This is a genomic window from Variovorax sp. YR266, from assembly GCF_900107295.1.
GTDB lineage: Bacteria > Pseudomonadota > Gammaproteobacteria > Burkholderiales > Burkholderiaceae_C > Variovorax.
Window position 1 is genome coordinate 125,002 of the sequence record NZ_FNPM01000012.1, and the last position, 16,784, is coordinate 141,785.

General features: G+C 68.2%; 16 protein-coding genes. 4 read left to right on the forward strand and 12 right to left on the reverse strand.

Annotated elements, in window-relative coordinates; genetic code table 11:
* Position 1: 1 nt before the first annotated feature.
* A complete protein-coding gene (locus BLW48_RS26910) occupies positions 2-760 on the reverse strand; it encodes a hypothetical protein (RefSeq protein WP_093057717.1) in 759 nt (252 codons plus the stop codon).
* Positions 761-806: 46 nt separating this feature from the next.
* On the opposite strand from BLW48_RS26910, the gene BLW48_RS26915 reads away from it, so the two are divergent.
* The 3 genes from BLW48_RS26915 to BLW48_RS26925 are packed head-to-tail and all read left to right on the forward strand — an operon-like array spanning position 807 to position 2,861.
* The gene (locus tag BLW48_RS26915) at positions 807-1,406 is read left to right on the forward strand and encodes a LemA family protein (RefSeq protein WP_371127398.1); all 600 of its coding nucleotides are present in this window, start codon (positions 807-809) and stop codon (positions 1,404-1,406) included.
* A gap of 10 nt (positions 1,407-1,416) precedes the next feature.
* Positions 1,417-2,316, forward strand: coding sequence for a TPM domain-containing protein (locus tag BLW48_RS26920; protein ID WP_093178502.1), 900 nt, complete (start codon positions 1,417-1,419; stop codon positions 2,314-2,316).
* A gap of 5 nt (positions 2,317-2,321) precedes the next feature.
* Positions 2,322-2,861: a TPM domain-containing protein gene (locus BLW48_RS26925; RefSeq protein ID WP_093178572.1), complete on the forward strand. Its 540-nt coding sequence runs from the start codon at positions 2,322-2,324 to the stop codon at positions 2,859-2,861.
* On the opposite strand, the gene pdeM is transcribed toward BLW48_RS26925, so the two are convergent.
* A complete protein-coding gene (pdeM, locus tag BLW48_RS26930; RefSeq protein ID WP_093178504.1) occupies positions 2,858-3,538 on the reverse strand; it encodes a ligase-associated DNA damage response endonuclease PdeM in 681 nt (226 codons plus the stop codon). The genes BLW48_RS26925 and pdeM overlap by 4 nt on opposite strands.
* 77 nt (positions 3,539-3,615) lie before the next feature.
* Here pdeM and trxC point away from each other — a divergent pair, with 77 nt between their 5' ends.
* Complete coding sequence (trxC, locus tag BLW48_RS26935) at positions 3,616-4,065, forward strand: thioredoxin TrxC (RefSeq protein ID WP_093057720.1); 450 nt, start codon at positions 3,616-3,618, stop codon at positions 4,063-4,065.
* Between the two features lie 5 nt (positions 4,066-4,070).
* Here trxC and BLW48_RS26940 read toward each other — a convergent pair whose 3' ends face one another.
* From BLW48_RS26940 to BLW48_RS26985, 10 genes are all read right to left on the reverse strand, one after another.
* Positions 4,071-6,686: a ligase-associated DNA damage response DEXH box helicase gene (locus BLW48_RS26940; RefSeq protein ID WP_093178505.1), complete on the reverse strand. Its 2,616-nt coding sequence runs from the start codon at positions 6,684-6,686 to the stop codon at positions 4,071-4,073.
* On the reverse strand, positions 6,683-8,338 hold the full coding sequence (locus BLW48_RS26945; protein WP_093178507.1) for an ATP-dependent DNA ligase: 1,656 nt from the start codon (positions 8,336-8,338) through the stop codon (positions 6,683-6,685). Before BLW48_RS26945 ends, BLW48_RS26940 begins: the two co-directional genes overlap by 4 nt.
* Complete coding sequence (locus BLW48_RS26950; protein ID WP_093057722.1) at positions 8,335-9,363, reverse strand: ligase-associated DNA damage response exonuclease; 1,029 nt, start codon at positions 9,361-9,363, stop codon at positions 8,335-8,337. The genes BLW48_RS26945 and BLW48_RS26950 overlap by 4 nt, the downstream gene beginning before the upstream one ends.
* A gap of 39 nt (positions 9,364-9,402) precedes the next feature.
* A complete protein-coding gene (locus BLW48_RS26955) occupies positions 9,403-9,924 on the reverse strand; it encodes a DUF3617 domain-containing protein (protein ID WP_093178508.1) in 522 nt (173 codons plus the stop codon).
* 78 nt (positions 9,925-10,002) lie between these two features.
* A complete protein-coding gene (locus tag BLW48_RS26960; RefSeq protein WP_093178510.1) occupies positions 10,003-10,710 on the reverse strand; it encodes a phosphatase PAP2 family protein in 708 nt (235 codons plus the stop codon).
* A gap of 25 nt (positions 10,711-10,735) precedes the next feature.
* Positions 10,736-11,863, reverse strand: a complete 1,128-nt coding sequence (locus BLW48_RS26965) for a Gfo/Idh/MocA family protein (RefSeq protein WP_177142422.1) — start codon at positions 11,861-11,863, stop codon at positions 10,736-10,738.
* Positions 11,864-11,900: 37 nt separating this feature from the next.
* Positions 11,901-12,863 carry a substrate-binding domain-containing protein gene (locus tag BLW48_RS26970; protein WP_093057726.1) on the reverse strand — a complete coding sequence of 321 codons (963 nt, stop codon included), beginning with the start codon at positions 12,861-12,863 and terminating at the stop codon, positions 11,901-11,903.
* Between the two features lie 43 nt (positions 12,864-12,906).
* Complete coding sequence (locus BLW48_RS26975) at positions 12,907-13,938, reverse strand: ABC transporter permease (RefSeq protein WP_093057727.1); 1,032 nt, start codon at positions 13,936-13,938, stop codon at positions 12,907-12,909.
* Positions 13,901-15,439 carry a sugar ABC transporter ATP-binding protein gene (locus tag BLW48_RS26980; RefSeq protein ID WP_093178513.1) on the reverse strand — a complete coding sequence of 513 codons (1,539 nt, stop codon included), beginning with the start codon at positions 15,437-15,439 and terminating at the stop codon, positions 13,901-13,903. Before BLW48_RS26980 ends, BLW48_RS26975 begins: the two co-directional genes overlap by 38 nt.
* Positions 15,436-16,605 (reverse strand): ROK family protein, encoded by a 1,170-nt coding sequence (locus tag BLW48_RS26985; RefSeq protein WP_093178515.1) that lies wholly within the window; start codon positions 16,603-16,605, stop codon positions 15,436-15,438. Before BLW48_RS26985 ends, BLW48_RS26980 begins: the two co-directional genes overlap by 4 nt.
* Positions 16,606-16,784 lie beyond the last annotated feature (179 nt).

The window sequence follows — 16,784 nt, forward strand, 5'->3', positions numbered from 1 at the left end:
ATTAACCCGATACGCCAAGCCAGCGTGCGGCCACGCCGGGCATGTCGCCCTGGGCGGCCTGCCACACCATTTCGGGTGCGGCCACGTGCACGCCCGGCGGCGCGATGCGCAGCGCCACGTCGACCAGCTCGGCCACCTTCGATGCGCGCACCGGCTGTTCGCTGCTCGGCACCATGAAGCGCACGACGGACAGCATCCACGCGGCCAGCCGCTCGAGCGGGTTGGCGAACTTCGCATTCACCGGCTTGCGCGCCGAGCGCACGAGGATCACGCGCTCGAAGCCGCAGGCCACCACCGCCTGCTCGTCGAGGCTCGCGAGCCCCCGCTTGAGCGCCTCAGGCAGCCGGCCCTGGTCGTGCGGCTGCACGATGGCCAGCGTCTGCACGCCGCAAGCGCGCAGCCATCGGGCCAGTTCGGGCAAATCTGAAGGCTCGGGCACCCACAGCGCGCGTTCGCGGTCGTGGTACAGCCGCGGCGGGTCGAAGGCGACGATGGCCGTGTGGGCCGAAGTCAGCGGCCATTGCGCGATCGGCGGGGCCGGGCTCAGGTAGGTTTCCACGCCGCGCAACCCGTCGCGAATGGGCTCGCGCGCCAGCACGCGGGTATGGGCGTGCCGGTGGCTGCCGGCCAGTCGCCGCAGCAGCTCCGCTCCCAGCGCACCGGTCGCGCCCGCGATCAGCAGCGTGCCGAAAGCGTCGGAAGCAACGGGCAGTACCGCACGGTTGGCGGCCTGCAGGGCTTGTAGAGGGTCGAGGGACATGGAGCCATCTATGCTACCTTCCGGCAATTCTGCGGAGGTAATGCAAATGATGATGAAGCGCTGGCTCTTGATTCTCGCGGCGGTCTTGTCCCTGAGCGGATGCGGCTACAACCAGTTCCAGTCCCTCGACGAGGCCAGCAAATCGGCCTGGAGCGAGGTGCTCAACCAGTACCAGCGGCGCGCCGACCTCGTGCCCAACATCGTGGCCACCGTGAAGGGCGAGGCCAGCTTCGAGCAGGACACGCTCACCAAGGTGATCGAGGCGCGCGCCAAGGCCACCTCGATCCAGGTGACGCCCGAGACGCTGAACAACCCCGAAGCCTTCAACAAGTTCCAGCAGGCGCAAGGCGAGCTCTCGTCGGCGCTGTCGCGGCTGATGGTGGTGTCGGAGCGCTATCCCGAGCTCAAGGCCAACCAGGCCTTCCGCGACCTGCGCGTGACGCTGGAAGGCACCGAGAACCGCATCACCGTGGCGCGCAACCGCTACATCGAAAGCGTGCAGGAGTACAACGTGCTCGCGCGCAGCTTCCCGACCAACATCACGGCCAAGATCTTCAGCTACGCGCCGAAGCCCAACTTCTCGGTGCAGAACGAGGCGCAGATTTCCACGCCGCCTACTGTCGACTTCAGCGCTCCGAAGAAGTAAGCCAGCACCAATGGCCATTGCCGCACTGCTCCGTCGCGCACTGGCCGCGCTCGTTCTCGCGACCCTGGCCGGGGTCGCGCTGGCCCAGGGCCTGCTGCCGGTGCCCGCGCTCACCGCGCGGGTGATCGACCAGACCGGCACGCTGGACAGCGCGCAGCGCAACGGCCTGGACACCAAGCTCGCAGCCTTCGAGCAGCGCAAGGGTTCGCAGATCGTGGTGCTGATGGTGCCGACCACCGCGCCCGAGGACATCGCCAGCTACACGCAGCGCGTGGGCGACGCCTGGAAGATCGGCCGCAAGGACGTCGGCGACGGCCTGCTGGTGGTCGTGGCCAAGGACGATCGCAAGATGCGCATCGCCACCGCCAAGGCGCTCGAAGGTGCGGTGCCCGACCTCGCGGCCGTGCGCATCATCGACGAGGAGATGAAGCCGCGCTTTCGCAACAACGACTTCGCGGGCGGACTGAACGCGGCGGTGGATCGGCTCATCGGGCTGGTCGACGGCGAGCCGCTGCCGGAGCCTTCGCGCGACACGGGCAGCGGAGGCGGCGGTGGTGGCTTCGACTGGGAGAACCTCGCGATCTTCCTGTTCGTCGGCGTCTTCATCGGTGCGCCGGTCGCGCGCGCCGTCCTCGGCAAGAAGCTGGGCACGATGGTCGTGAGCGGCGGTGTGGGCGTGGTCGTTTTCTTCATCACCACCAGCATCGCCATCGCGGTGATCGCGGCGCTTGTCGCGCTCATCGTCTCGCTGGTCGCAGGCGCCGGGCGTCCGGGCGGCGGTGGGGGTGGCGGCTGGAGCTCCGGTGGAGGCGGAGGCTGGAGCGGCGGTGGTGGGGGCGGCGGCGGAGGAGGTTTCAGCTCCGGCGGCGGCGGCAATTTCGGCGGCGGCGGCGCGTCGGGGGACTGGTGAACACGATGACGACGACCAATCCAACCGACGCCAGCTTCTTCTCGAAGCTCGGCCGCATCTGGCGCCATCGCTGGATCGACGAGTCCGAGGTTCGCCGTGCGCTACCCGCGGCCGCGCTGGAACGCCTTGCAGGCCGCGTGGCCGCGAGCGAGCGACGCCACAGCGGCGAGATCCGCATCTGCGTCGAGGCCGGCCTGCCGATGTCGTACCTGTGGCGCCATGCGCCGCCGCGCGAACGTGCTGTCACGCTGTTCGGCAAGCTGCGCGTGTGGGACACCGCGCACAACAACGGCGTGCTCATCTACCTGCTGCTGGCCGAACACGCCATCGAGATCGTGGCGGACCGCGGCATCAATGCTCGCGTAGACGATGCCGAATGGGCCGCAATGGCGCAGCGCATGGGCGCGGCCTTTCGCGAAGGCCGTTTCGAGGATGGGCTCACGCAGGCGCTGGAAGAAATCTCGGCCCTGCTGGTGGAACACTTTCCGCTGGGCGAGGGCGAAGTGGACGTGAACGAGCTGCCGGACGAGCCGGTGGTGCTCTAGCCTTCCTGCGGCGGCAAGGCCCACACGGCATCGCCACCCACCGCATGAAAGCGCCGCCCCGGCGCCGATTCCATCAACCACCCGCCCGTGAACTCGCCAAAAGCCGGCAGCACGGCCTGCTGCGCATCACTCACGAAACACGGCAGCCGCACGCTGTCGCGCCCCGGTCCGTGGAGCCTGCAAACGGGATGCAGGTGCCCCGCCAGCACGAAGTGCGTCGCATGGGTCTGCGGATGGTGGCAGCAGGCGAACGGCCCGAGCAGAAATGGCTCGTCGACCACCTCGATGCCGAGCGTGTCCGGTGGATCCCCCGCGCGGCCGTCGTGGTTGCCGCGCACCAGCGTCATCGCGACGCCCGCATGGCGCGTGCGCCAAGCCTCCACCGTGGCGAGCACGGTGCGCGCCTGCGCCGCGTGCAGGAAGTCGCCGAGAAACACGATGCGCTGCGGTGCATGCCGTTCGATCAGCACATCGAGCCGCGCCAGGTTTTCCCGCGTGGTGCCGCCCGGCACCGGCTGGCCGAGCGCGCGGTAGGTCGCGGCCTTGCCCAGATGCAGGTCGGCCACGAACAGCACGCGCGCATCGGGCCACCACAACGCCTGCTCGGGCAGCAGGTGCAGCAGTTCGCCCGCCCAATGGACAGGGAACGACGATGCGGAGGAGTCTGGAAAGGTCACGGGCTGCCAGTGTCGCAAAAGACGCTCTGGCAGGCGACCGTCTTGCAATGGGCTCTAGCAGCCCCCAGTTTCTACAGATGACCGAATCGCCCCCGCTGCACATCGTCTGCCCGCATTGCCACACGACCAACCGCGTGCGCGCGGCACAGCTGGGCAGTGCGCCCGACTGCGGCAGCTGCCACCGCCCGCTGTTCGCCGGCCATTCGACCGCGCTGCCGGACGAAGCCACCTTCGACCGCCACATCTCGCGCAACGAGATCCCGGTGCTGGTCGACTTCTGGGCGCCTTGGTGCGGCCCGTGCCGCCAGATGGCGCCGGGCTACGAGCAGGCCGCGGCCCAGCTCGAACCGCAAGTGCGGCTGGCCAAGGTCGACACCGAGGCCGTGCCTGCCCTGGGCACGCGCTTCAACATCCGCAGCATCCCGACGCTGGCATTGTTCCGCGGTGGCCGCGAAGTGGCTCGGCAGGCTGGTGCGATGAGCGCGGCGGACATCGTGCGGTGGGTGAAGGCGCACGGCGCCGGCTGACCCGCTCAAAGCGGCGGCAACGGACGCGAAGGCCGCCTGCGCTCGCGCCGAGCGCCTGATGACGACTTCGCCGGCTTGCCCGGCCCCTCCTGACCGAAGGCCAGCGTGCCTTTCACGCGCTCCACGCCACCAGCCGTGACAGCGCCACCTGCAGCCTTCTCCAGCTGCTCGACCATGCGCGCAATGCGGTCGGCCACGTTCTCGTTCGACAGCTTCTCGCGGAACAGTTCGACCATCAGCGGAAACGAGAACGGCGTCGGCCGCGCCAGCGGCTTCAGCACGAGCTGCTGCGTGGCCATGCGCTCGAGGCTGGCGCGCAGGCGGCCGATTTCGAGCTCCTGCGAGAGGAGTTCCTGCTCGGCCTGCTGCAGCAGCCTGTTGCCGGGGTCGTACTTGCGGAACACCTCCCAGAACAGCGAGGACGATGCCTGCAACTGCTTGCTGCTGCGCTTCTCGCCCGGATAGCCTTGGTAGATGAGCCCCGACACGCGCGCGATCTCGCGGAAGCGCCGCTGCGCGAGTTCACTCGCGTTGAGCGACGCCAGCACCTCGTGCAGCAACACCGCATGCGCGTCATCGCCTTCCGGCAGCCTCAGCACCTGCGGCAGCAGCGCGGCCCAATCGACCTCGGTCGCGCTCAGCAGCTCGAAACCATAGTCGTTGACCGCAATCGAGAAGGTGCGCGCCTCGTGCTGCGCGACGCGCCAGGCCAGTAGGCTCGCGAGCCCAAGGTGCACATGCCGGCCCGCGAACGGATAGAGGAACAGGTGCGAGCCTTCGCGCGTGCTCAGCGTTTCGGCCAGCAGTGTCTGCGGCGTCGGCAGTGCCGACCACTGCTGCTGTATTTCGAGCAACGGGCGCACGCATTGCAGCTCGGGCGAGTCGTAGTGCCCCTCGCCGGCCAGCGCCAGCTGCTGCACCACCGCATCGGCCAGCGTGTTCGACAGCGGCATGCGCCCGCCGCTCCAGCGCGGCACCGCAGGGCGCTTGCCACTGGCGCGCCGCACCCAGGCCGTCATGTCGTGGATGCGCACGAGTTCGAGCAACCGGCCGCCGAACAGGAAGCAGTCGCCGGCCTTCATGCGCGCAACGAAGCTCTCTTCGACGTTGCCTATCTTCGAGCCGCCGAGGTACTGCACCGACATGCTCGCGTCGCTCACGATGGTGCCGATGTTCATGCGATGCCGCCGCGCGAGCCGCGCATCTGGCACGCGCCAGACGCCTTCTGCATCGGGCACGGCGCGCTTGTAGTCCGGATAGGCCGCGAGCGAGGGGCCGCCTTGCGAGACGAAGTCGAGGCACCACTGCCAACTCTCGCGCGAAAGGCCTTCGTACGCGGCCGTGCCTCGCACCTCTTCGTACAGGTCGCCGGGCACGAAGCCACCGCCCAGCGCCACCGTCACCAGGTGCTGCACCAGCACGTCGAGCGGCTGGTCGGGCGAGCGCCGCGCCTCGATGTGGCCCGCCGCAATGGCCGTGCGCGCTGCCGAGCCTTCCACCATCTCGACGCTGTGCGTGGGCACGAGCGTGATGCGCGACGGCCGCCCCGGCGCATGGCCCGAACGGCCCGCGCGCTGCAGCAGCCGCGCCACGCCCTTGGGCGAGCCGATCTGCAGCACGCGCTCGACCGGCAAAAAGTCCACGCCCAGGTCGAGGCTCGATGTGCAGACCACTGCCTTCAGCTCGCCGCTCTTCAGGCCCAGCTCGACCCACTCGCGCACTTCGCGGTCGAGCGAGCCGTGATGCAGCGCGATGAGGCCGGCCCATTCGGGCTTGGCTTCGAGCATCGCCTGGTACCAGATCTCGGCCTGCGAGCGTGTGTTGGTGAAGACCAGCGCGGTCTTGCTCGCGGCAATCTCGCTGATCACCTGCGGCAGCATCGTGAGGCCCAGGTGTCCGCCCCATGGAAAGCGCTCGGCGGTGCCGGGCAGCAGCGAATCGATGACGAGCTTCTTCGGCACCTGCCCCTGCACGAGCACGCCTTCTTCATGCCCCAGCAGCGCATGCATCGCCTCATGCAGATTGCCCAGCGTGGCCGACATGCCCCAAATCGCAAGACCGGGGTTCCAGCGCTTGAGCCGCGCGAGCGCAAGCTGCACCTGTACGCCGCGCTTGTTGCCGAGCAGCTCGTGCCATTCGTCGACCACCGCCATCTGCACGTGGCCGAGCACCTCGCGGGCATCGGCACGCGCGAGCAGCAGCGAAAGGCTTTCGGGCGTGGTGACGAGCACCGTGGGCAGGCGCTGGTTCTGCGCGCTGTGTTCGGCAGACGTGGTGTCGCCGCTGCGCGCGCCCGCGCTCCACGGATGCACCTCGGCGCCTAGGGCTTCGAGCGGTTGCTGCAGGGCGCGCAGCGTGTCGGCCGCAAGCGCGCGCATGGGTGTGAGCCACAGCACGGTGAGCGGCGGGGCCACAGGCCGCGCGCTTGCCTTGAGAGCCTGCGAGAAGGCTTGCAGTGCGCCGAGCCACACCGCGTAGGTCTTGCCTGCACCGGTAGTGGCATGCAGCAGGCCGGACTTGCCTTCGCCGATGGCCTTCCAGACCTCGCGCTGGAACTTGAAGGGCTTCCAGCCGCGCGCAGCGAACCACACGTCGAGCGCCTGCTTGACGGCCCTTTTCATAGGGGCAACAACGCCGCCAGCGTCTGCAGGGTGTCCGCTTCTTCCACCGGCTTGTCTTCCCGCCACCGCAGCATCCGCGGAAACCGCACCGCGATGCCGCTCTTGTGCCGCGTACTGCGCGCGATGCCCTCGAAGCCCAACTCGAACACCAGTGTCGGCTTCACGCTCTTCACCGGCCCGAAGCTTTCCACCGTGGTCTTGCGGATGATTGCGTCCACGCGCGCCATCTCTGCGTCCGTGAGGCCCGAGTAGGCCTTGGCGAAAGGCACGAGCTTGCGGTCTTCCTGCCCGGGCGGGCCGTCCCACACGGCGAAGGTGTAGTCGCTGAAGAGGCTCGCGCGCCGGCCGTGGCCGCGCTGCGCGTAGATCAGCACCGCATCGATGCTGAGCGGGTCGATCTTCCACTTCCACCATACGCCGACGTCCTTGGTGCGGCCCACGCCGTACTGCGCATCGCGGCGCTTGAGCATCATCCCTTCGACGCCCATGGTGCGTGCCGCTTCGCGCTGGCGTGCGAGCTCGGGCCAGTCGGTGCCCGTGAGCATCGGGCTCGGCAGCAGCGAGGGATGCTGCATGCGCGTGACCAGGTCGTCGAGCAGCGCGCGGCGCTGCGACTGCGGCAGCACGCGCAGGTCGCGGCCTTCCCATTCGAGGAGGTCGTAGGCCAGCAGCACCACGGGAATGTCGCGAAGCAGCTTCGCGCCCAACGTCTTGCGGCCGATGCGCTTCTGCAGTTCGGCGAAGGGCTGCACGCGGTCGTCGCGCCACACGGCGATCTCGCCGTCGAGCACGGTGCCGTCGGGCAGGGCTTCACCGAGAGCGGCAAGCTCGGGGAAGCGCTCCGTCACCAGTTCTTCGCCACGCGACCACAGCCACACGACGCCCGCGCGCTTGATGAGCTGTGCGCGGATGCCGTCCCATTTCCATTCCACGATCCAGTCGGACGGGGGGCCCAGTACGGCGTCGAACTGCTCGAGCGGCAGGTTGAACGGATGCGCGAGGAAGAAGGGGTACGGCTGGCCGCTGGTCTTCTGCACCTGCTCGGCGCTTGACTCGGGGGCGATGAGCGTGCGGTAGTCGTCGGCCCTTGGCCGCGCGCCGATGTGCGTGTAGCCCATGAGCCGCTGCGCGACGCGCTTGGCATCGATGCCGCCGACCGCGGCGAGCGCCTGCGTGACCTGCAGTTTCGACACGCCGACACGGAACGCACCGGTGATGAGCTTGAAGTACACCAGCCGCTCTTCGGCAGCAAGCTGCCGCCATTGCGCGCGCAGGCGGTCTGCAAGCTGCTCGGGCGAGGTCTTTGCGGCTTCGCGCAGCGGCAGCAGATGCTGCTCGACCCAGTCCGCGAGGCCGAGCTCATGCGCCTCGCTCGGTGGCGGCAACAGCAGCGCAATGGTTTCGGCGAGGTCGCCCACCGCGTCGTAGCTTTCGTCGAACAGCCATTCGGGCAGGCCCGCCGCTTCCTGTGCAAGCAGGCGCAGCAGCTTGGTGGGCACGAGCTGGCGCGGCTTGCCGCCGGCGAGGAAGTAGACGGCCCATGCGGCATCGGCAGCATCTGCGTCGCGCAGGTAGCGCTGCAGTGCCGCCTGCTTGGCGAGGCTCGACGTGCTGGCGTCGAGGTCGCGGTAGAGGGCGGCGAAGGCTTTCATGCCTCTGCCTCCTGATCGTCCTCGTCGCCGTACTCGGTCTTGAAGCCCTTCGCGTCGAGGCCGATCTCGGTGAGCCATCGCACCATCACCTGCACGCTGCCATGCGTGACGAACACGCGCTCCGCGCCGGTGCCTGCAATTGCCTGCTGCAGTCCGGGCCAGTCGGCATGGTCGGACATCACGAAGCCGCGGTCCACGCCGCGCCGCCGCCGGGTGCCGCGCAGCTGCATCCACCCGCTCGCAAAGGCATCGGCGTAGTTGCCGAAGCGCTTCATCCACGGCGAGCCCTGCGCAGAGGGCGGCGCGAGCACGAGCGCGCGCTTCAGCAATGCGGCATCGACGCCTTCATCGCTCACGCGCAAGGTAGGCGGCAATGCCACGCCTGCCGCCCGGTACACGGCGTTGAGCGGCTCCACCGCCCCGTGCACGACGATCGGCCCGATGCTCGCGTCCACCCCATGCAGGATGCGCTGCGCCTTGCCGAAGGCGTAGCAGAACAGCACCGACGCGCGCCCTGCTTCCGCGTTGGCGCGCCACCACGCATCGATCTCCGCGAACAGCACGGCCTGCGTGGGCCAGCGGTAGATCGGCAGGCCGAAGGTCGACTCGGTGATGAAGGTGTCGCAAGGCACGGGCTCGAAGGGCGTGCAGGTGCCGTCGGGCTCGGTCTTGTAGTCGCCCGAGGCCACCCACACGCGCCCACCGTGTTCGAGCCGCACCTGCGCCGAGCCCAGCACATGGCCGGCCGGATGCAGCGAGACGCGCACGCCGTGGTGCTCGATGGCCTCGCCGTAGGCCAGCGTCTGCAGGTCGATGTCAGGGCCGAGCCGCGTGCGCAGCGTGCCGGCGCTGTCGGTGTGGGCCAGGTAGTGCGCGTGACCGGGGCGCGCGTGGTCAGAGTGCGCGTGCGTGATGACGGCGCGCGCCACCGGCCGCCACGGGTCGATGTAGAAATCGCCGGGCGGGCAGTACAGGCCCTCGGGCCGGGCGACAACGAGAAGGTCTTCTTCCTGCTTTGCGGGCATGGCACGCCATGGTAGGCGCAGCCGGGTTTTCGCGACAGGCTACGGCTTCTTGGGCCGGTTGTTCATCATGTCGAGCACATTCATCTTCATGCCGTTGGACATGACCATGTCGCCCGGCTTCTGGTCGGCCTTGCAGGGTCCGATCCACTTCGCTTCCATGACGCTCGCGCCTTCGGCGCGGCCCATCAGCGGCGGGTTGTAGGTCGACTTGCTTTCCATGCGATAGGCGGTGCTGAAGTCGCCGCTCATCACTGCATGCGAGGTGGCGACGGTGTTGCCGATCTTGCAGACCGAGTCCATCACCAGCTTGCCGCCGTCGGCGCGCAGCTCCTGCTTGGAGCACATGTCCTTGCCCATGCCCTGGCCCATGTCGCGCAAGGCCTTGTCGCTGGCCGCGTCGATGCACTGCTGCATGGTGTGGCCGGCGCCCTTGCCCGTGGGGTCCCCGGACTGGATTTCCCACAGGCCGGGCTTGCGCGAAGGGAAATCGAGCGCGAACGCGGGACACGCGATGGCGCTGGCCGCCATGCAGGCAGCGACGGCGGACAAACGGATCTTCATGACGGGCTCCCGCAGCGGTGGACGACGATCCCCGGGGTTGTACCGCGTGCACCGCGGCGGCGGAATAGCGCAATCGGCCTAAGCCGGACGCGCCTGCTGCGCCGGCGCGAGCACCGGGCCGCGCTGCCGCGTGACGACACCGAGCGCCACACCCAGCGCGAGGCCACCCAGCACGTCGATCAGCACATGCTGGCGCACCGCCATCGTCGAATAGACGATGCCCGCGGCCCAGGCCACGTTCACGACGCGAAGCCAAACCGGCGCACCCACATCGCGCAGTTGCCGCGCCAGCATGACGCAGGCGAACACCGAGAACGAGACGTGCAGCGAGGGAAAGGCGTTGCCGGCCGAATCGACCATCTTGAGGAATTGCAGCGAGGTGCCCGGGGCCGCCTCGACCGCGAAGTTGGGAATCGCCGTGGGCATGAACCAGAACACGAGCAGCGCCAGCGCCGTCATGGCCGCGCAGCCGAAGGAGAAGCCCAGCAGCTCGCGCTTGTCTTTGGCCAGCAGCACCGGCAGCGCGATGTAGCCCCAGAGCGAGAGGTACACCGGCAGCAGCGCCGGCCAGAAGGCGATCAGCCGGTCGATGGGCGTGAGCGGCAGCACCCAGGCCTGGCCGGCGTTCTTCATGATCCAGAAGTACAGCGGGAAGAAGCCGAGGGTGGCGACCGTGTTGCCGACCAGCTTCAGGGGGAACAGCGTGATGCAGCGGCGCCAGAGGCCGGCGAGCCAGGGCTGCGTTGCCGATGAAGTGGAAGAAGCTTCGGATGCGGAAGGTGTCATGGAGGCCTGTGCAGCGCGTCGCGCGCTACCAGGGCGTCCACTTTAATTCGCTTTTCGACGAAGCCACCGTGCGTTCGATGAAGCGCACCCCACGCGCGCCGTCTTCCACGCGCGGGTAGTCGGCATCCAGCGGATCGGCCGGCTGGCCCGCGAGCCGGGCGCGGATGTCCGCCGCCACGCCCGCATAAACATTCGCAAAAGCCTCGATGAAGCCTTCGGGATGCCCCGCCGGCAGCCGGCTTGCGCGCCGCGCCGATTCGCAAAGCCACGCCGCGCCACGCGTCAACACGCGCAAAGGTCCGTCATGCGGCAGGTGCACCAGCCGGCTCGGCTGCTCCTGGCGCCATTCGAGCGTGCCCAGCGTGCCCGACACGCGCAGGCGCAGGTCGTTCTCCAGCCCGGTGTTGATCTGCGAAGCGATGAGCACGCCGCGCGCACCGCCCTCGAAGCGCAGCAGCAGGCTGCCGTCGTCGTCGAGCATGCGGCCCGGCACCAGCGCGCCGAGGTCGGCGCAAAGGCTTTCGATCTGCAGTCCGGTGACTGTGGCCACGAGGTTCTCGGCGTGCGAGCCGATGTCGCCGATGGCGCCGGCCGCGCCGCTGCGTGCGGGGTCGGTGCGCCAGTCGGCCTGCTTGTTGGTGCCGCCTTCGACATGGCTTGCGAGCCAGCCCTGGTTGTATTCGACGACGACCTTGCGCACCTCGCCGATCTGGCCCGAGCGCACCATCTCGCGCGCCTGCCGCACCATCGGATAGCCGGTGTAGTTGTAGGTGACGCCGAACACCGTGCCCTGCTTCGCCACGGTCGTGACCAGCGCGTCGGCCTGCTCGCGCGTGTGCACCAGCGGCTTGTCGCAGACCACGTGGAATCCCGCTTCGGCAAAGGCCTGCGCCACCGGAAAGTGCACGTGGTTGGGCGTGACGATCGACACGAAGTCGATGCGCTCGCCCTCCGGACGCTTCAGCTCGTCGGCCAGCAGCGCCTGCCAGTCGCCGTGGTTGCGGTCATCGGCCAGGCCGAGGTCGCGGCCCGAGGCGCGCGCCTTGTCCGGGCTCGACGACAGCGCGCCGGCCACGAGTTCGATCTGGCCGTCGAGCGCCATGGCCTTGCGGTGCACGCCGCCGATGAAGGCGTCGCGACCGCCGCCGACCATGGCGTAGCGGAGCTTGCGTGAAGCGATCTCGGTCACCTTAGAAAGGCGAGTTGGGGTGGTAGAAGTCTTTCGCGTTTTCCTTGGTAATGAGCACCGAAGGAATGATCGTCGTCGCCGGCAGCTTCTCGCCCTTCAGGCGTGCCTCGGCCGTCAGCTTGATCGCGTCGTAGATGAACTTCGGCGAGTAGCTCACGTCGGCGGTAATGCGCTTGTCCTTGCCGTCCATGATGGTCTTGACCATGCCCTTGGCGCCCGCGCCGCCGAAGATGATCTTGATGTCGTCGCGCTTGGCCTGCTCGATGGCCTTCAGCACGCCAACGGCCATGTCGTCGTCGGCGGCCCAGATGGCATCGATGCTCTTGAAGCGCGTCAGGTAGTCCTGCGTGACCTTGAATGCGTCGTCGCGGTTCCAGTTGGCGTACTTGGCGTCGAGCAGCTTGATGTCGGGGCTGCCCTTGAGCACTGCGTTGAAGGCGTCCATGCGTTCGTTGTCGAGCGTGGTCGCAATGCCGCGCAGCGCCACCACGTTGCCCTTGCCGCCCAGCTGCTTCACGATGTACTCGGCCGGGATCTTGCCGAAGGCCGTGTTGTCGCCGGCCACATAGGCATCCTGTGCGCTGGTGTCGGTGAGGCCGCGGTCCACCACGGTCACGTAGGCGCCCTTGGCCTTGACCTGCGCAACCGGCTTGGTCAGCGCGGCGGATTCGAAAGGGAACACGACCAGCGCGTTGATCTTGGTGACGGTCGACAGGTCTTGCAGCTGGTTGGCCTGCTCGGGCGCGTTGGCCGCCGTCTTGATCGTGATCTTCAGGTCTTTGTGTTCCTTCTCCAGGTCTTTCTTCGCCTGGTTGGCCCAGTAGTTGATGCCGCCCATGAAGCTGTGCGTGGCCGCGGGAATCGAAACGCCGAGGTTGACCTTTTCCGCGGCAAGCGCGGGCAGGCTGGCGAACGCTGCGGCGGCAACCGCCGTGAGTGCGAGGCGTCGGGTGAAAGTCGTCATGCTGGGTGTCTCCTTGTGGTTGATGGAACGAACGGGAAAGGGATTAGCGGCGACCTCGCTGGAGGAACGCGACGATGATGATCACGAAGCCCTGCACCGCAGCGTTCAGGTACACGCTGATGATGCTGGTGAGGTTCAGGATGTTGCTGATGACCGAGAGCAGGATCGCGCCCACCACGGTGCCGGTGATGCTGCCCGCGCCACCTTTGAGCGCGGTGCCGCCGACGATCACCGCGGCGATGGCTTCGAGCTCCCACAGCAGGCCGGTGGTCGGCGAGGCCGAGCCGAGGCGCGGCACGTACAGCAGCGTGGCAATGCCTACGCACACGCCGAGCAGCACGTAGGTGAGGATCTTCACGCGGTCGACGTCGACTGCCGCGTAGCGCGCCACCTGTTCGTTCGAGCCGATGGCCTGCACGTAGCGCCCATACGCTGTGCGATTGAGGATGATGCCGCCGATGACCGCGACGATCACGAAAACCCACACCGGCACCGGAATGCCCGCGAGGCTCGCGTAGTACACCGGCGCGTAGAGGTCCGACAGGTCGTTGTCGAGCGTGAGCGCGCCGCCGTCGGCAAAGTACGTGAGGTATGCGCGGAAGATGCCGAGCGTGCCCAGCGTCACGATGAAGGGCTCGATGCGCCCCTTGGTGATGAGCAGGCCATGCGCGAGCCCGAACACCGCACCGAGCACCACCGCCAGTACAGCGCCCATCACGACCGCGAGCAGCGGCGAGCCCGAGGCCGGGCCGGCCCAGTTGATGAACATGATCACGCTGCCCGCGATGAGTGCGGCCATCGAGCCCACCGACAGGTCGATGCCGCCGGAGATGATCACGAAGCACATGCCCACCGCGATGATGCCGATGAAGGCCGTGCGCGTGAGCACGTTCATCGCGTTGTCGAGGGTCGCGAAGTCGCCGTTCAGCAGCGTGCCGGCAATGCACAGCAGCACGAGGCCGATGACCGGGCCGAGCCCGTGCAGGCGCTGCACCCAGCCCGGCTTGGCCTCGCTGCGGTGCTGCTGCTGCGCGGCTTCAAGCGTCTGCGGTGGTGTTGGCTGTTCCGGTGGCATGAGCGATGAGCTCCTCTTCAGTCAGATGGTCCGCGTCGAGCGTGGCAACGAGACGGCCCGCGCGCATCACCGCGACGCGGTGGCACAGGCCGATCAGCTCCATCAGCTCCGACGAGACGACGATCACCGCGAGCCCTTCGCGGGCGAGTCGCTGGATCAGGAAATAGATGTCGCGCTTGGCGCCCACGTCGACGCCGCGCGTGGGCTCGTCGAGCACCACCACCTTGGGCTGCGGTTGAAGCACCTTGGCGAGCGCGAGCTTCTGCTGGTTGCCGCCCGAGAGCGACGATGCCTTGACGTCGAGCGAACCGGTGCGAATGCCGTAGTCCTTCACCGCCTCGGCCAAGGCGCCGCGTTCGGCCTCGGGCTTGAGCCAGGGCTGGGCATAGCGTTCGAGCGCCATCAGCGTGAGGTTCTGGCGCAGGCCGAAGTTGACGTGCAGGCCCTTGCCCTTGCGGTCTTCGCTGAGGTAGGTGAGGCCGTGCTTGGCGGCATCGCGCGGGTTGCGCCAGCCCTTGTCGTGGGGCACGGGCTTGCCGAGCATCTCGACGCTGCCGCTCGCGGGACGCAGGCCTAGCAGGCCTTCGAAGAGTTCGGTGCGGCCCGCGCCGACGAGGCCCGCGAAGCCGAGGATCTCGCCGGGGCGCACTTCGAAGCTCGCGTCCTGCGCCCAGCCGGGCACGCTGAAGTTCCGTATGCGCATGGCGGGCGCGTCGGCGGCGACGACCACGTCGCGCGGCGGGTAGAGGTCGGCCAGTTCGCGGCCCACCATGAGGTTGGCCATCTGCTGGCGCGTGACCTCGGACGTCGGCGCACGCGCGACGAAGCGGCCGTCGCGCATGACGATGACTTCGTCCGTCACCTGCTCCACTTCGTCGAGCTTGTGCGAGATGTAGACGATGGTGACGCCATCGGCGCGCAGCTGGGCGATGAGCTTGAACAGGCGCTCGGTCTCGCCCGGCGTCAGCGTTGCCGTGGGCTCGTCCATGATGAGCAGACGCGCGCGGCGGGCGATGGCTTTCGCGATCTCGACGAGCTGCTTCTCGGCGACGATGAGCTTTCGCACCTTGGTGCGGGGGTCGATGTTCAGGCCCACTGCTGCAAGTGCGGTGGCGGCGTCGCGTTCCATCGAGGCGTCGTCGAGCAGCCAGCCCTTTTTCTTCTCGTGGCCGAGGAAGATGTTCTGCGCCACGCTCAGGTCTTCGGCGAGATTGAACTCCTGGTGGATCAGCACGATGCCCAGTGCTTCGGCATCGCGCGAGCTCGCGAACTGCTGCGGCTGTCCGTTGACGCGCAGCGTGCCTCCGCTCAGCGGCTCGTAGCCAGCCAGGATCTTCATCAGCGTGGACTTGCCTGCGCCGTTCTCGCCGAGCAGGCCGTAGACGTGGCCGGGCGCGAGCGCAAAGCTCACGCCGTGCAGCACCTGCACGGGGCCGAATGCCTTGACCACGCCATCGAACTCGACAGCGACGCTGCCCTTGATGTTCTCAGCCGCGTTCATGGCGCCACTCCGCGGGCCTTCAGGGTCTCTTGCATCGCGAGCACGCCGGCGCCGATCAGGCCGCCCTGCATGCCCAGCGGCGTGTACTGGATTTCCAGATGCCGCGTGGAGAGCGCCAACGAGCGCTGGTACACGCTCTGCCGCACGGCCGCAAGAAACAGCGGGCCGATGCGCGTAATGCCGCCGCCGATGAACACATGCGACGGATTGAAGAAGTTGACGACCGACGCGAGCATCTGCCCGATCAGGCTGCCCGCACGCTGGATGATGGCGTTGGCGGCCGTGTCGCCGCCGCGGCTGGCCTGACCGACGTCGATGGCGTCGATGCGCCCATGCACGCGCAGGCACTCGGCCAGCGTCGCACTCTCGCCGGCCTCGGCCGCCTGCATCGCCATGCGCGTGATCGCGGGGCCGGCGGCCATGGCCTCGACACAGCCGAGGTTGCCGCAGTGGCAGCGGGGGCCTTCCTGGTCGACGCAGATGTGGCCCACGTCACCGGCCGAGCCTGCGGCGCCGCGGTATACCTCGCCGTGGCAGACGATGCCGCAGCCGATTCCGGTGCCGATCTTGATGACGAGGAAGTTGGTCAGCGAGCGCTTGAGGCGCCACAGTTCGCCGAGCGCCATGAGGTTCACGTCGTTGTCGACGAAGACGGGCGCCGCGTAGTCCTCGCGCAGGTAGTCGCGGATGGAGAAGCTGTCCCACGCGGGCATCAGCGGCGGGTTCACGAGCTGGCCGATCTCGAAGTTGACGGGGCCGGGCACGCCGATGCCGATGCCGAGCACGTCCTTGGCGCTCGCGTTGCAGCGGGCCAGCAGTTCGCGCATGAGCGCGCGCACGCGGGCCAGCACCACGGCCGGGCCTTCGCGCACGTCGGCCGGTTCGTCGTGCTGCGCGAGCACAGTGAGGTCAGGCCGAAGCACGGCCACGTCGAGGCTGGTGGCGCCGATGTCGATGCCGACGAGCACGCCAAGGCCGGCATGCAGTTGGAGGTTTTCCGCGCGGCGACCGCCTGAGGAACGTTGCAGGCCGGCTTCGGCGAGCAGGCCCTGGTCGACGAGGCCGGCGATCAGCCCGTTGGCTTTGCTCTTGGAAAAGCCGAGTTGCTCGGCCATGGCGTGGCGCGAGCCGCCGGCCGACCAGAAGGTCGTTTCCAGCAGCCGCATCTCGTCCGCAGTGATGCCACTCCAGGGTGCCACGCGCTTTGTCTCCGGTGTTCTTTTGCTTTGCGCCCGCAGCCCCGGCTGCTGGACGAAGGCGAATACTAGGCGGCACCCTTCAGCCAGACAAGGCCGAACTTCGACCATGTTTCAGCCAAAGATGATCGAGCGAAAGCGTACAGACG

Bases quoted from the DNA above. Each gene is read 5' to 3' on its own strand.
- BLW48_RS26910 (WP_093057717.1), bottom strand. From the start codon at position 760: ATGTCCCTCGACCCTCTACAAGCCCTGCAGGCCGCCAACCGTGCGGTA.
- BLW48_RS26980 (WP_093178513.1), bottom strand. From the start codon at position 15,439: ATGAACGCGGCTGAGAACATCAAGGGCAGCGTCGCTGTCGAGTTCGAT.
- BLW48_RS26960 (WP_093178510.1), bottom strand. From the start codon at position 10,710: ATGACACCTTCCGCATCCGAAGCTTCTTCCACTTCATCGGCAACGCAG.
- BLW48_RS26920 (WP_093178502.1), top strand. From the start codon at position 1,417: ATGGCCATTGCCGCACTGCTCCGTCGCGCACTGGCCGCGCTCGTTCTC.
- BLW48_RS26950 (WP_093057722.1), bottom strand. From the start codon at position 9,363: ATGCCCGCAAAGCAGGAAGAAGACCTTCTCGTTGTCGCCCGGCCCGAG.
- BLW48_RS26965 (WP_177142422.1), bottom strand. From the start codon at position 11,863: ATGGTCGGCGGCGGTCGCGACGCCTTCATCGGCGGCGTGCACCGCAAG.
- BLW48_RS26940 (WP_093178505.1), bottom strand. From the start codon at position 6,686: ATGAAAAGGGCCGTCAAGCAGGCGCTCGACGTGTGGTTCGCTGCGCGC.
- trxC (WP_093057720.1), top strand. From the start codon at position 3,616: ATGACCGAATCGCCCCCGCTGCACATCGTCTGCCCGCATTGCCACACG.
- BLW48_RS26975 (WP_093057727.1), bottom strand. From the start codon at position 13,938: ATGCCACCGGAACAGCCAACACCACCGCAGACGCTTGAAGCCGCGCAG.
- BLW48_RS26955 (WP_093178508.1), bottom strand. From the start codon at position 9,924: ATGAAGATCCGTTTGTCCGCCGTCGCTGCCTGCATGGCGGCCAGCGCC.
- BLW48_RS26970 (WP_093057726.1), bottom strand. From the start codon at position 12,863: ATGACGACTTTCACCCGACGCCTCGCACTCACGGCGGTTGCCGCCGCA.
- BLW48_RS26925 (WP_093178572.1), top strand. From the start codon at position 2,322: ATGACGACGACCAATCCAACCGACGCCAGCTTCTTCTCGAAGCTCGGC.
- BLW48_RS26985 (WP_093178515.1), bottom strand. From the start codon at position 16,605: ATGCGGCTGCTGGAAACGACCTTCTGGTCGGCCGGCGGCTCGCGCCAC.
- BLW48_RS26915 (WP_371127398.1), top strand. From the start codon at position 807: ATGATGATGAAGCGCTGGCTCTTGATTCTCGCGGCGGTCTTGTCCCTG.
- BLW48_RS26945 (WP_093178507.1), bottom strand. From the start codon at position 8,338: ATGAAAGCCTTCGCCGCCCTCTACCGCGACCTCGACGCCAGCACGTCG.